General features: G+C 35.6%; 14 protein-coding genes. 13 read left to right on the top strand and 1 reads right to left on the bottom strand.

All coding sequences use genetic code 11. The annotated features are described in order from the left end of the window. Nucleotides 1–2: 2 nt before the first annotated feature. Nucleotides 3–1,976 (bottom strand): cation:proton antiporter, encoded by a 1,974-nt coding sequence (locus tag FIT70_RS00675; protein WP_139930313.1) that lies wholly within the window; start codon nt 1,974–1,976, stop codon nt 3–5. 90 nt (nt 1,977–2,066) lie between these two features. Here FIT70_RS00675 and FIT70_RS00670 point away from each other — a divergent pair, with 90 nt between their 5' ends. The 13 genes from FIT70_RS00670 to FIT70_RS00610 are packed head-to-tail and all read left to right on the top strand — an operon-like array spanning nt 2,067 to nt 13,147. Continuing rightward, complete coding sequence (locus FIT70_RS00670; RefSeq protein ID WP_139869959.1) at nt 2,067–3,047, top strand: KpsF/GutQ family sugar-phosphate isomerase; 981 nt, start codon at nt 2,067–2,069, stop codon at nt 3,045–3,047. Further along, nucleotides 3,047–3,574: a KdsC family phosphatase gene (locus FIT70_RS00665; RefSeq protein ID WP_139930312.1), complete on the top strand. Its 528-nt coding sequence runs from the start codon at nt 3,047–3,049 to the stop codon at nt 3,572–3,574. Before FIT70_RS00670 ends, FIT70_RS00665 begins: the two co-directional genes overlap by 1 nt. Further along, nucleotides 3,571–4,200 carry an LPS export ABC transporter periplasmic protein LptC gene (gene lptC / locus FIT70_RS00660; protein ID WP_139930310.1) on the top strand — a complete coding sequence of 210 codons (630 nt, stop codon included), beginning with the start codon at nt 3,571–3,573 and terminating at the stop codon, nt 4,198–4,200. The genes FIT70_RS00665 and lptC overlap by 4 nt, the downstream gene beginning before the upstream one ends. Beyond that, entirely contained in the window at nt 4,200–4,754 is a 555-nt protein-coding gene (lptA, locus tag FIT70_RS00655; RefSeq protein ID WP_139874155.1) for a lipopolysaccharide transport periplasmic protein LptA, read from the top strand. The genes lptC and lptA overlap by 1 nt, the downstream gene beginning before the upstream one ends. A gap of 9 nt (nt 4,755–4,763) precedes the next feature. Further along, nucleotides 4,764–5,486, top strand: coding sequence for an LPS export ABC transporter ATP-binding protein (gene lptB, locus FIT70_RS00650; protein WP_139874154.1), 723 nt, complete (start codon nt 4,764–4,766; stop codon nt 5,484–5,486). Nucleotides 5,487–5,512: 26 nt separating this feature from the next. Further along, nucleotides 5,513–6,922: an RNA polymerase factor sigma-54 gene (rpoN, locus tag FIT70_RS00645; RefSeq protein WP_139874153.1), complete on the top strand. Its 1,410-nt coding sequence runs from the start codon at nt 5,513–5,515 to the stop codon at nt 6,920–6,922. A gap of 21 nt (nt 6,923–6,943) precedes the next feature. Beyond that, nucleotides 6,944–7,270 carry a ribosome hibernation-promoting factor, HPF/YfiA family gene (gene hpf, locus FIT70_RS00640; protein ID WP_139930308.1) on the top strand — a complete coding sequence of 109 codons (327 nt, stop codon included), beginning with the start codon at nt 6,944–6,946 and terminating at the stop codon, nt 7,268–7,270. Next, nucleotides 7,270–7,851 carry a hypothetical protein gene (locus FIT70_RS00635; RefSeq protein ID WP_139874151.1) on the top strand — a complete coding sequence of 194 codons (582 nt, stop codon included), beginning with the start codon at nt 7,270–7,272 and terminating at the stop codon, nt 7,849–7,851. Before hpf ends, FIT70_RS00635 begins: the two co-directional genes overlap by 1 nt. A 2-nt stretch (nt 7,852–7,853) precedes the next feature. After that, complete coding sequence (rapZ, locus tag FIT70_RS00630; protein ID WP_139874150.1) at nt 7,854–8,693, top strand: RNase adapter RapZ; 840 nt, start codon at nt 7,854–7,856, stop codon at nt 8,691–8,693. Nucleotides 8,694–8,700: 7 nt separating this feature from the next. Then, nucleotides 8,701–9,099 carry a PTS sugar transporter subunit IIA gene (locus FIT70_RS00625; RefSeq protein WP_139874149.1) on the top strand — a complete coding sequence of 133 codons (399 nt, stop codon included), beginning with the start codon at nt 8,701–8,703 and terminating at the stop codon, nt 9,097–9,099. After that, nucleotides 9,093–9,362 carry an HPr family phosphocarrier protein gene (locus FIT70_RS00620; protein ID WP_139869949.1) on the top strand — a complete coding sequence of 90 codons (270 nt, stop codon included), beginning with the start codon at nt 9,093–9,095 and terminating at the stop codon, nt 9,360–9,362. Before FIT70_RS00625 ends, FIT70_RS00620 begins: the two co-directional genes overlap by 7 nt. Nucleotides 9,363–9,368: 6 nt before the next feature. After that, nucleotides 9,369–11,099: a phosphoenolpyruvate--protein phosphotransferase gene (gene ptsP / locus FIT70_RS00615; protein ID WP_139884170.1), complete on the top strand. Its 1,731-nt coding sequence runs from the start codon at nt 9,369–9,371 to the stop codon at nt 11,097–11,099. A gap of 23 nt (nt 11,100–11,122) precedes the next feature. Next, nucleotides 11,123–13,147, top strand: coding sequence for a M3 family metallopeptidase (locus FIT70_RS00610; protein ID WP_189340879.1), 2,025 nt, complete (start codon nt 11,123–11,125; stop codon nt 13,145–13,147).

Raw genomic sequence — 13,147 nt, 5'->3', positions numbered from 1 at the left:
CTTTATTTGCCAGTCAGCACGTATTTTTCTAAAGCGTTAAGTTTATTTGGAACACCTAACACAACAAGAACATCCCCTGAAGATAAAACAATGTCATCTCTAGGTTCTATATCTTCTAACATATTAGGACGCCTCAAATACTTAAGCTCTACATTAAGCATGGCGAATGGAATTTGATTAAGTTTCCATGAATGAATATGAGATTCTTTTGTAATTTCAATCGCATGAAGTCTCAATTGTGGCTCTGTCACTTCAGCTTCTGCGTCTGAGATACCGGCAAAATAACCTCTAAACATTTTATAACGCTCTTCTCTAAAAGATCGGATACGCTTTACGACTCGATTTAAAGGAACACCTAAGACAACTAATGCATGAGAGGCCAGCATTAAACTACCCTCTAAAATTTCTGGCACAACTTCACTGGCTCCTGCATTTCTAATCTCATCCATGTGTGTGTCATCGAGGGTCCTTACAATGACTGGTATATTTTTATATGTGTCTTGAATCACATGAAGCACTTTCATAGTGGCCCTAAAGTCAGCATAACTAATCACAAGTGCTTTAGCTGTTTTAATCCCTGCAGCGTCTAAAACAACTCTTCTACTTGCATCACCATACATCACATGCTCTCCTCCAGCTGATGCATCACTCACTCGCGTTGGATCGATATCAATCGCAATAAAAGGAATATTCTCTTCTTTCAAAAATCGCCCTAAATACTGCCCACTTCTTCCATAACCACACAAAATTACATGGTCTTTTAAAGTGCGGCCTATCGACTGGATCGCCTCAACCGTGTCAGAACTATTACGGTTATAGCTTTTTGATAAATAACGCGCTATACGGCCGTTATACTGAATAATAAATGGGGCTAAAATCATTGAAAGTAATGAAGCAGCTAGAATAATTTGGAAAGCATGGGCTCCTATGACGTGCTCTTCTCTGGCAAGGGCTAGTATCACAAAACTAAACTCTCCTGCTTGGGCCAATATAAGTCCCGTTCTAATACCTACCCCAATTTCATAATTAAACAATCGCGCAAGAGCCATAATCACAAACGCTTTGAATAAAATAAATCCTAAAGTAACTAAAATGATAAAACCGATATTCGAAGCAACTTGGTGAAGATTTAGCAGCATACCAATGCTAATAAAGAAGAGTCCTAATAAAATATCTCTAAAGGCTGCAATGTCTGATTCAACTTGATAACGATAGCGAGTTTCAGAAATGAGCATGCCGGCCATAAATGCTCCAATACCAAAAGATAATCCAGCCATTTTTGTAGCGAAAGAAAAAAGAAGGGTAATCATCAAGACATTCAAAATGAATAATTCACGTGACCTTTGGTTTGCTACCAAAGCAAACCAAGAGTTCATTAAAGGTCTACCAAATTTAAAAAGAATAGAAAGTAAAAAAATGGCCTTTAAAAGTGCCATTAAAAAAATAGTCCCAATATCATCTGATGAAGCCCCAAGCGCTGGGATCAATATTAAGATTGGAATAACGGCTATGTCTTGAAAGAGGAGAATACCAATGGCCAATCGACCATGTCTTGAATTTAAATCAACGCGCTCCATTAAAATTTTTGAGACAATTGCTGTTGATGACATAGTAATTGCACTGCCGATTACGAATGCTGAAGTTAAATGAAGTCCTAACCACCAGGCAAGACTAATAGAAGCAAATAAAGTAATAAGTACCTGTGCGCCCCCTAAGCCAAACAAGATACGTCGCATGGAATAAAGTTTAGGCAAGCTAAACTCAAGGCCAATACTGAACATCAAAAACACAATACCAAACTCAGCCACATGCCGACTAGACTCAGAATCAGGCAAAACACCAATCAAATGAGGCCCTAAAATTAATCCCACAACAAAATAGGCAATCATCGCGGGTAATTTTAAATATCGGAATAGCCCAACTAGTAAAACTGAGCTTACAAGTAAAATCAGGACCAGGGGAAGAGAGTCAAACATTCATTTATCCAATATTAATCAATAATTTTTAGGCTTAAAGCATATATAAACCCTTTTACACGAGTATCTATTACCCTCTACAATGTCATTATGACTAAGACATCATCCAAAAATACTCTTGAACGCGCTCGCCAAGTTCTTGAAATTGAAGCACAAGAAATCTTATCTTTAGCGAATAGACTTGATGATCATTTCGTCAACGCGGTTCAGCTCATTTTACATTGCGATGGCAGAGTTGTGGTGAGTGGAATGGGCAAATCGGGGCATATCGGAAGAAAACTAGCTTCTACTTTCGCAAGCACAGGGACGCCAAGCTTCTTTATGCATCCTGCAGAGGCTAGCCATGGTGATTTAGGGATGATTACATCTAATGATGTAGTTATTTTTCTATCAAATTCTGGTAAAAGTGATGAGCTTTTATCTATCCTGCCTGTCATTAAAAGAATCGGTGCAAAAATTATTTCAATTACAGGCAATACTGATTCTGAGCTTGCTAGGGAATCCGAAATTCATTTAAGCGCTCATGTGTCTCAAGAAGCTTGTCCTTTAGGGCTTTCTCCCACAGCTAGCTCCACAGCATCCCTTGCATTAGGAGATGCTTTAGCAATTTGTGTTCTTGATCAAAGAGCGTTTACCGCTGAAGATTTTGCGCGATCACATCCAGGTGGCAGTTTAGGCAAAAGACAAGTTGTTCGGGTAAAAGATATTATGAGAGAGGTCGATAAAGCGCCTTCAATCAAAGAAGATGCATTACTTTCTGATGCGATACTTGAGATATCCCTTAAGGGTTTAGGCTTTACAGCGATTGTAAATGCTCAATCCGAACCCATAGGTATATTTACTGACGGCGATTTAAGAAGGCAGCTTTCTAAAAAAGTAGATTATGAAAAACAGCCTATTAAAGAAATCATGAACAAAAACCCTAAGACAATATTTGATGATCAAATCATTATTGATGCAATCAACTTAATGGACCTCAATAAAATTAATGGCATTCTTGTAGTTAACAGAGAGAATAAATTAGTAGGGGCTTTTAATATGCATGATCTCTTTAAAGCGAAAGTCATTTAATGGATTCAACCCTAAAAGAGCGTGCAAAAAAAATCAAACTTGTTATTTTTGATGTTGATGGTGTTATGACGGATGGTTCTCTATTTATTGGGGATGACGGTCAAGAATATAAAATGTTCAATACTCAAGATGGTTTAGGCATGCGATTACTTAAAAAAAGTGGGGTTAAGCTTGCAATTATTACCGGCCGGAATTCAAATAGCGTCCTTATTCGTGCTGAAAATTTAGAGGTAGATTACTTTTACCAAGGCATTGCAGATAAAAAAGCAGCGTTTACTGACCTCGTTCAAAAGGCAGGATTAAAACCTGAAGAATGTGCATTTATGGGGGATGACATTGTAGATTTACCTCCTATGTTGCAATCAGGTTTGGCTATTACTGTTCCTGCAGGTCACGCTGAAGTTAAAAAAATTGCGCATCTTGTTACAGAAAAGATTGCTGGCTATGGCGCCGTTCGTGAGGCTTGTGATTTTATTATGAAGGCTCAAGGCACTTATGATGAAATCGTTGCACCTTACTTTAAATGATCAATCGCTTCTCTGTTTTATTTCCTATTTTTTTTGCTGCAATCTTAGCTTTTATATCTTACTGGGTTCAAGTTTCTGTTGAAAATGAAAGTGAAAAAAGAGGAAATAAACTAAGTAATAGCCCCGATTATTTTTTAACAAATTTCAAAACAATACAAACCGAATCAAATGGTTCTATTCATTTCATTTTATCTGCAAATGAAATGATGCATTTTGCTCAAGATGATACGACGCGGCTTAAAAAACCTCTTTTTATTAGATATAAAAATAATCTGCCTAGCTCAAAAATTGAAGGTGGAATTGGTCTTGTTTCGACCAACGGCGAAGAAGTGCAAATTATTGATAATGTAAAAGTGATTCGCCTCGAAACTGAAACAAAACCAAAAATGGAGCTTTTTACAGATCAATTGACTGTATTGCCAAATAAAGACCAAGCATTTACAAAAAGGCCTGTTCGTATTACTCAAGACCCCAAAACAGTCGTTAATGCAATTGGCATGAATTATGACAAAAAAAATGGAATAATGACGTTGTTAGGCAAAGTTCGTGTGCATTATGAAAAGCCTGTTAAAAAAACAAATTTAAACGTTCATCCAATTATTCAAAATAAGAATCTAAAAAAATAATGCGCTTATCTTTTTTAAAACCATTGTCACTGAAAATTATCTTTACTAGTTTATGCATCATCAGTATCAGCTCGTCTTACGTTTTTGCAGAAAAGGCGGACCGAGATAAGCCTATCGAGCTTGAATCTGACTCAATGACATCTGATGAGTCAAAGAATAAAAGTGTATATTCTGGCAATGTCATTTTGACACAAGGTACACTTCTTATTAAAGCTGATGAACTTACCATCCGAGAAGACAATCAAGGCTTTCAACATAGTACAAGTGTCGGCAACCCCACAACTTTTAAACAAAAACAAGAAGGTAAAAATGAATATATTGAAGGAAGCGCCCAGAGAATTGAATATGATGGCCGTATGGACAAAATTCATTTATATAGCAAAGCGTGGGTAAAAAAAGGTGGGGATGTCGTTCAAGGTGATTACATCATGTATGACGCAAATGCTGAATTTGCAAAAGCAATGTCAGGTAATACTAAAAATAAAGCAGGCGAGACTGTGCCGGGTGGCAGAACGCGTGCAATTATTCAGCCCAAGAAAAAAATACAGGAATAACAAGTCGCTATGAGTGAATTAGTCATTGAAAACCTTAAAAAAGCTTTTAAAAAAAGAACTGTCGTTCAAGATGTGTCTTTAACTATCAAAAGTGGTGAAATTGTAGGATTGCTGGGTCCCAATGGCGCTGGGAAAACAACAAGTTTTTATATGATCGTAGGACTAATCCCGACTGATCGAGGACGCATCTCGCTCGATGGTGCAAATATATCCAAAATGCCCATTCATAGTCGTGCAAAATTAGGTCTTTCTTACCTTCCTCAAGAGCCTTCGATCTTTAGAAAAATGACAGTGGCTGAAAATATTTTAGCCATTTTAGAATTACAAGAGTTAACGCGTGAAAAAATGAATGTAAGGCTTGAAGAGCTTTTGCAAGAATTAGGTATTGGTCATATTAGAAATAGTCCTGCAATTAGCCTTTCTGGGGGCGAAAGACGTCGCGTTGAAATTGCTAGATGCCTTGCTTCTGATCCCACATTTATTCTATTGGATGAACCTTTTGCAGGTATTGATCCAATTGCGGTCATTGATATTCAAAAAATCATTAAATATCTTGCCGAACAACAAATTGGGATTCTTATTACAGATCATAATGTTCGTGAAACTTTAGGCATTTGTGATCGCGCGTATATTGTAAATCAAGGGAAAATTCTCGCATCTGGCCTACCTAAAACTCTTGTTAACGATCAAAATGTCAAAGACGTTTATTTGGGTAAGGACTTTTATCTATAACTATTTAGATTAGCGCTATTTAAGCGATGAAACAAAATCTTCAATTTAAAGCGTCCCAGCACCTATCGCTTACCCCTCAACTCCAACAGTCTATTAAGCTTCTTCAGATGTCATCGGTAGAGCTTAATCAAGAACTTGAAATTCTTATTCAGCAGAACCCTTTAATTGAAATGCTTGAGGAAGACGAGGAAGATGGTAAAGATATTGTAGGAATTCCTCAGGAAGAAACTTCATTCGAAATTTTAAACGATCAAGAAATCCAAGAGCCGATTTATGAGCACGAAATTAATTGGGATGACGAATATGCAAAAGATAATAATTATGCCGATTCAAATGATTATCGAGAGTCTGCGGCACAAACTCTAAAACAATACCTTGAAGATATTTTTCACTTACTTCCAATTAGTGAAAAAGATCAAGCAATTATTTCTCTTCTAATAGATTCAATCAATGAAGACGGTTATTTAGAGGAGTCCCTTGATTACTTTTTAGCAAGCATTCCAAAGGAGTATGAAGTAAACATTGAAGAAATAGAATCTTTACTGAAATTACTTCAAAAACAAGCGCCTCCTGGAATTGGCGCAAGAGATCTGATTGAATGCTTGACGCTTCAGCTTGAAAGTAAAGAGGAAACTCCGATTCATATACTTTCTATTAAAGTTATTAAGAATCATCTCAATCTTCTAGCAGCTCGTGACTTTGTTAGGCTTAAAAAAATATTGGGCTGTGAAGATGAGTCACTCAGAGAAGTTCAAAAAGTGATTAAAAGTCTCAATCCAAAGCCTGGAAATATATTTTCCACTATTGAAAGTCATCACTTCATTCAACATGAAGTTAATGTAAAAAAAGTAAAGGCTAAATGGCAAGTTTCATTAAACGAACAAGCAATTCCAAAGCTCCGCTTAAATCATATTTATCGAGACTTAATGAAAAATTCAGAAGTTGATTCAACCCATCATTTATCTAATCAAATACAAGAAGCAAAATGGATTGTTAAAAATATACAACAGCGCTTTGTGACAATTCTTAAGGTTTCAGAAGCCATCATGAAACATCAAAAAGATTTTTTAGACTATGGTGAATCAATGATGAAGCCTCTTATTTTAAGAGAGATTGCTGAAGAAGTTGGTCTTCATGAATCCACGATTTCAAGAGTGACATCAAATAAATATATTAATACACCTCGAGGTATTTATGAGCTCAAATTCTTCTTTGGAAGTTCAATTGATAATACCTCAGGTAATGAACTTGCATCTACAGCAATTAGGGCTAAAATTAAAGAAGTTATTAAACAAGAAGATCCCAAAAAACCACTTTCAGATAACGAGATTGTTTTATTATTAAAGAGTCAGGATATTAATATCGCCCGCAGAACTGTTGCAAAATATAGAGAAATACTAAATATTGCTCCAACCAACCTTAGAAAAATTTTATAACACTAACCTTAAGGAAATAACATGAATATTCATTTAACCGGCCATCATTTAGAAATAACTCCGTCATTAAAGGAATATATTGAGACTAAATTAGCTAAAATTTTTCATCATTTTGATCATGTCATTGATGCAAAGGTCACACTCACAGTTAATAAACTAGAGCATATTGCAGAGGCTACCATTCATCTGCCAAAGAGTGATATTCATGCCGAGTGCAGAGGCGAAAATATGTACAATGCCATTGATTTACTATCGGATAAATTAGATCGTCAAGTCATTAAATATAAAGAACTACATAAAGACCACCACCGAGTAGAAGGTGGCTTAAAACATCAGCCGATCGAATAATGTATTTATCGAAATTTTTTAATTTAGCTCTATCAAAATCTAAACCCCCTGAAATTACAAAACATGTACATGGTGTTTTTGTTGAAATTAAAGGTAAGGGTATTCTAATTATTGGAAAATCAGGTATTGGTAAAAGCGAGGTAGCACTAAATTTAATTGATAGAGGCAACAAACTTATTGCTGATGATAGTGTTACATTTTATAAACAAGACAAAAATACACTCATAGGCCAAGCGCCATCACTCCTTAAAAATATAATGGAGGTGCGCAACTTAGGCATACTTGATATTAAAAAATTATTCGGTGATAGAAGTGTCATAAAAAAAGAAAAACTTTTTTTAGTAATTGAATTGAAATCATTCCAAAAAAAAAATGTCTATCCGAGACTGGCAATGAATATAAACACTTATAAGCTTTTTGATATTACCATTCCTAAGATTGAGCTTCCTGTAAATCAAACAAGACATATAAGTCTTTTAATTGAAACTGCAGTTAAAAACTATATATTGCTGAATAAAGGATCAAATACAACAGAGATTTTTTCACAAAAACTTAATCTTCAATTAAGTTTAGATCATTAATTATGGAAGTCATTATTATTTCAGGATTATCAGGCTCAGGCAAAAGCATTGCCCTAAATGCGCTCGAAGATAATGGCTTTTACTGTATTGACAATTTGCCCGTCACACTTTTGTCTAGTATTTCTCAACATCTTAATCATGAGCATCAGGATAAAGTTGCTATTAGCGTTGATATTAGAAGTATTGACATTGAAAAATTACCTTTTGTTATCAAAGAAATTGAGTCTTTATCAATTAAAACAAAGCTTATTTATTTGGAATCATCAACAGAGTCTATAGTAAGGCGTTTTGGTGAAACGAGACGCAGACATCCGCTAGCAAATGAAAAGCTATCTCTTGATGAAACTATAGAAAAAGAGCGCTCCATGCTCGCACCTTTGGCTGAAATTGGATACAAAATTGATACAAGTAATATGTCAGCCAATATATTGAAAAAGACGTTGAGTGAATTGACTCAGCTAAAAGAAGATCACTTGGCTTTACAATTTAGTTCATTCGGATACAAATTTGGTATCCCACTTGATGCGGATTTTATCTTTGATGTGCGTTGTCTTCCAAACCCACACTATGAGTCAAATCTAAAAAACTTAACGGGCATAGATAAGCCTGTTGTAGATTTCTTTGAAAACTACAAAGAGGTTGATAAGATGTTTCACGATATTAATAATTTCATAAATGAATGGCTCAACGCTTTCAAAACAGACCAAAGACATTCTCTAAATATAGCTATTGGATGCACTGGTGGCAAACATCGCTCTGTTTATATTGCGAATAAATTATTTACCAACTTCTCGAACCCAAAATCTCAAGTGATTATTCGTCACAGAGATATTAACCATTAAAATACCTATGATCAGTATACTTCTTATCACGCACGGGGAACTCGGAAAATCTCTCATTGAATGTGCAACACATGTCCTTGGGGATAAGCCGTTATTTTTAGAATCTCTCTCAATCGAAAATGATTGCACACATGAAAGTATGTTTAGACAAATATCTGAAAGAATTAATCTCTTAGACCAGGGTGATGGTGTTTTAATTTTGACAGATATATTTGGGGCAACCCCTTGCAACATTATTACTAAAATAATTAAACCAGGAAAAGTGAGTGCAATTGCAGGGGTTAATTTATCTATGCTAATCCGCACTATTAATTATCGCAATGAGCCTTTTGACTCTCTTATTTCAAAAGCGATTCAGGGCGCTCAAGATGGCATCATTCATATTCAAGGCAATCAATCGTGCTAACACTTTCTATTAAAATCATCAACAAACTTGGTTTGCATGCAAGAGCCTCTGCAAAACTAACCCAGATAGCCAATCAATTTAAGTCAGATATATGGATTGAAAAAAATGAAAAAAAAGTGAATGCAAAAAGTATTATGGGGGTCATGATGCTTGCAGCTAGCCAAGGCTCAATTGTGATTATTACGACAGAAGGTATAGATGAAATAGAAGCTCTAAATTCTCTTTCTGCTCTCATCAACGATTTTTTCGGCGAGGGAGAATAAAGTAATATGGCCCCATTTAGCATTCATGGTATCGGGGTTTCAAATGGCATTGCTATAGGCAGAGCACATTTAATTTCAAATGCGCTCCTTGAAGTTGTTCAATATGATATTGAAATCAAAAATATTCCGCTTGAAGTCAAAAGATTTGAAGATGCTATTGCTGCTGTAAGAGTTGAACTTAATAAAATCAAATCTCAACTACCTTCAGATTCACCAAAAGAGTTAAGTGCTTTTATTGATACACACTTAATGATACTAAACGATAAGTCATTGTCTTCTTTGCCGAAATCTATTATTGAAAACGAAAAATGTAATGCAGAATGGGCCATTAAGAAACAAATGGATAGTGTGGTAAATCAATTTGATCAAATTGAAGATCAATATTTAAGGGAAAGAAAGCAAGATGTTATACAGGTAGTTGAAAGAGTTATTAAAATACTTTTAGGCCACTCAAACCAAATTGCTGCAAAAAATAAAGAAAAATTAACAATTTTAGTTGCACATGACATTTCACCGGCGGATGCACTGCACTTTAAAAACCATAAATACGCAGCCTTTGTTACAGATGGCGGCGGTGTAACTTCCCATACTGCGATTTTATCAAGAAGTTTGAATATACCCTCCATTGTGGCATTGCAAAATGCCAGGACTTTAATACGTGATAATGATTTAATCATCGTTGATGGCTCTCAAGGTGTGGTGATTGTTAATCCAACACTAGAAATTCAAAAGTACTATAAATCACTCCAAGATTCATGGAGTGACGAACAAGAAAAGCTTCAGCGTATTAAGACGAAAAAATCAATTACAAAAGATGGGGCCTTAATTCATCTCTTTGCAAATATTGAAGTTCCAAACGACATTATCTCAGTGAATGCTTCAGGAGCTACTGGAGTCGGTCTATTTAGAACAGAGTTCTTATTTATGAATAGACAAGATATGCCAGATGAAGAAGAGCAATTCCAGGCCTACAAAAAAGTAGCTGAAGCAATGGGTAAAAGGCCTGTCACTATTCGCACTTTAGATTCGGGTGCTGACAAACAAACAGCATTAAATAATAAAAAAATTAGCCCTAATCCGGCATTGGGATTGAGGGCTATTCGATTGTGCTTGTCCGAACCCAAAATTTTCATGACCCAACTTCGCGCCATTTTAAGAGCCTCTCAATTTGGAAATATTAAAATTCTTTTCCCTATGTTAAGTAGTATCAGTGAGCTTCGCCAAACCAAACTTCTTTTAGAAAGGGCAAAAGCTAGCTTAAGAAAAGATAAAGTAAAGTTTAATGAAAAGATTCTTATTGGAGGCATGATTGAAATACCAGCAGCCGCAATTAGTGCAGATATTTTTGCTCAAGAACTGGATTTTTTATCTATTGGGACAAATGACTTAATTCAATATGCACTTGCGATTGATCGGACAGATGATGCAGTTTCGCATCTATACAACCCTCTTCATCCTGCTGTACTAAAATTGATTGCACTTACTATAAAGTCTGCACATAAATATAAAAAATCTATCGCTGTTTGTGGCGAAATGGCAGGAGAACCCAAACTGACCAAATTATTGATCGGTATGGGTGTTGAGCAACTCTCAATGCATCCCTCTCATATCCTCAGCGTGAAAGAAAAGGTTTTAAATAGCTCGATCAAAAACATTAAATCTTCTGTTCTAAGACTGCTTAACTTAAACGAAGTCGATAAAATTGAAACTTTACTCAAGAAGATTAATCAATCCTAATAAATAACTTTTTTTAAAAAATGATGACTAATCCTATCTTATACCGCCAAAGCCTCCCTCTCTTCAATCAAATTAAGCCTGAACATGTTTCACCAGCTATTGAGAATATCCTCAAGGAAGCGAATAGCTTAATTATTTCGCTCAAAGAAATGAGCGGGTCTATTTCATGGGAGAATTTTGTAGAGCCTATTGAAATGATCAGTGAAAAAATTTCAAGAGCATGGGGTCAAATTGAGCATCTTAATGCAGTTGTTAATTCAGATGACTTAAGAAAAGCTTACAACGATAATCTTACAAAGCTTACTGAGTTCTATACAAATCTTTCTCAAGATGAAACGCTTTATAAAAAATATCAGTCGCTTAAGGCGGGTGAAGTATTTAAATCACTTACATCATCACAAAAGCGCATTATTGATAACGTTTTACGCGAATTTAAATTAGGTGGTGCAGAACTTAATGAATTAGAGAAAGCGCGATTTAAGGTTATTCAAGAAAAACTTGCAAAACTCTCAACTCAGTTTGAAGAAAACATTTTGGATGCAACCAATGAATTTTCTATTTTTGTGATTGATGCTGATGATCTTCAAGGTATTCCTGAAGAAAATGTTAAAAAAGCTCGAAGTGAAGCTATTGAAGACAAAAAAGAAGGTTATAAATTTACGCTCCACTTCCCATCTTATTTACCAGTGATGCAATATGCGGAGGATAGAAATTTGCGAGAGAAGCTTTATCGCGGCTATGCTACTCGTGCATCTGAGCTTTCATCTTCTAAGTTTGATAATACAATGCTCATCGAAGAAATATTAGCGCTTCGTTATGAATCAGCAAAATTACTTGGGTTCAAGCATTTTACGGAAATGTCACTTGTCACGAAAATGGCGAAATCACATGAAGAGATTGAAAGTTTTCTCATGGATTTAGCTCATAAAGCAAAACCTTTTGCTCTTAAGGACATGGAAGAGCTTAATGCTTTTTCCAAAAAGTTAAATATAGAAAAAATGGAAGCCTGGGACGTTGCTTATCTATCTGAAAAGCTTCGCCAAGCCAAATATAGCTTTTCAGAAAATGAAGTGAAACAATACTTTCCTGAGCATCGCGTTTTAAAAGGTTTATTTAAAGTCGTTGAAACGATCTTTAAATTGAAAATTATTAAAACAGAAACGCCTACTTGGCATAAAGATGTAAGCTTTTATTCGATCAAAAATGAAGATAATGAATTAATTGGCCAATTTTATTTTGATTTATATGCACGGAACCATAAACGAGGCGGAGCGTGGATGGATGAAGCTATATCGCGATATAAAAACACACTCGAGTCATCACTTCCAGTCGCTTTCTTAACATGTAATTTTTCATCCCCTTCTGAAAATAAACCGGCTTTATTTTCTCATGATGATGTCATTACTCTTTTCCATGAATTCGGTCATGGCCTTCATCATATGCTAACCAAAGTGGATGAGTATAGTATTTCAGGAATTAAGGGTGTTGAATGGGATGCTGTTGAATTGCCCAGCCAATTTATGGAGAACTTTTGCTGGGAATGGGATGTAGTAAAGCACATGACCGAGCATGTTGATAATAAGAACCCCTTACCTGAAGCTTTGTTTAATAAAATGATTGAAGCAAAAAATTTTCAATCAGGCATGCAAACTTTAAGACAAATTGAGTTTTCTTTATTCGACATAAGATTGCACACTCAATATAACGATCAGAATAAAATTAACCCCTTAAAACTGCTCGAAAATATTCGGGACGAAGTGGCCGTTGTAAGGCCTCCAACCTGGAATCGATTTCCTAATAGCTTTTCTCATATTTTCGCTGGCGGTTATGCAGCAGGATATTACAGTTATAAATGGGCAGAAGTCTTAGCTTCTGATGCTTTTAGTTTATTCGAAGAAGAAGGTGTCTTGTCGAGCAATGCTGGCCAAAAGTTTCAAGATGAGTTTTTATCAAAGGGCGGCTCTAGACCCGCTATGGAATCTTTTATTGCTTTTCGTGGTCGTGCACCCTCTGTTGATGCTTTGCTCAGACATAGCGGCATGGCTTAA

The sequence above is a fragment of the Candidatus Methylopumilus universalis genome (assembly GCF_006364435.1).
Classification (GTDB): domain Bacteria; phylum Pseudomonadota; class Gammaproteobacteria; order Burkholderiales; family Methylophilaceae; genus Methylopumilus; species Methylopumilus universalis.
Note: the sequence above shows the minus strand (reverse complement) of the source record. Positions and strands in the feature narration are given on the sequence as shown.

Coding starts and splice junctions, on each gene's coding strand:
- FIT70_RS00635 (WP_139874151.1), top strand. CDS start 7,270: ATGTATTTATCGAAATTTTTTAATTTAGCTCTATCAAAATCTAAACCC.
- FIT70_RS00670 (WP_139869959.1), top strand. CDS start 2,067: ATGACTAAGACATCATCCAAAAATACTCTTGAACGCGCTCGCCAAGTT.
- hpf (WP_139930308.1), top strand. CDS start 6,944: ATGAATATTCATTTAACCGGCCATCATTTAGAAATAACTCCGTCATTA.
- lptB (WP_139874154.1), top strand. CDS start 4,764: ATGAGTGAATTAGTCATTGAAAACCTTAAAAAAGCTTTTAAAAAAAGA.
- FIT70_RS00665 (WP_139930312.1), top strand. CDS start 3,047: ATGGATTCAACCCTAAAAGAGCGTGCAAAAAAAATCAAACTTGTTATT.
- lptA (WP_139874155.1), top strand. CDS start 4,200: ATGCGCTTATCTTTTTTAAAACCATTGTCACTGAAAATTATCTTTACT.
- lptC (WP_139930310.1), top strand. CDS start 3,571: ATGATCAATCGCTTCTCTGTTTTATTTCCTATTTTTTTTGCTGCAATC.
- ptsP (WP_139884170.1), top strand. CDS start 9,369: ATGGCCCCATTTAGCATTCATGGTATCGGGGTTTCAAATGGCATTGCT.
- FIT70_RS00610 (WP_189340879.1), top strand. CDS start 11,123: ATGACTAATCCTATCTTATACCGCCAAAGCCTCCCTCTCTTCAATCAA.
- FIT70_RS00675 (WP_139930313.1), bottom strand. CDS start 1,976: ATGTTTGACTCTCTTCCCCTGGTCCTGATTTTACTTGTAAGCTCAGTT.
- rpoN (WP_139874153.1), top strand. CDS start 5,513: ATGAAACAAAATCTTCAATTTAAAGCGTCCCAGCACCTATCGCTTACC.
- FIT70_RS00625 (WP_139874149.1), top strand. CDS start 8,701: ATGATCAGTATACTTCTTATCACGCACGGGGAACTCGGAAAATCTCTC.
- rapZ (WP_139874150.1), top strand. CDS start 7,854: ATGGAAGTCATTATTATTTCAGGATTATCAGGCTCAGGCAAAAGCATT.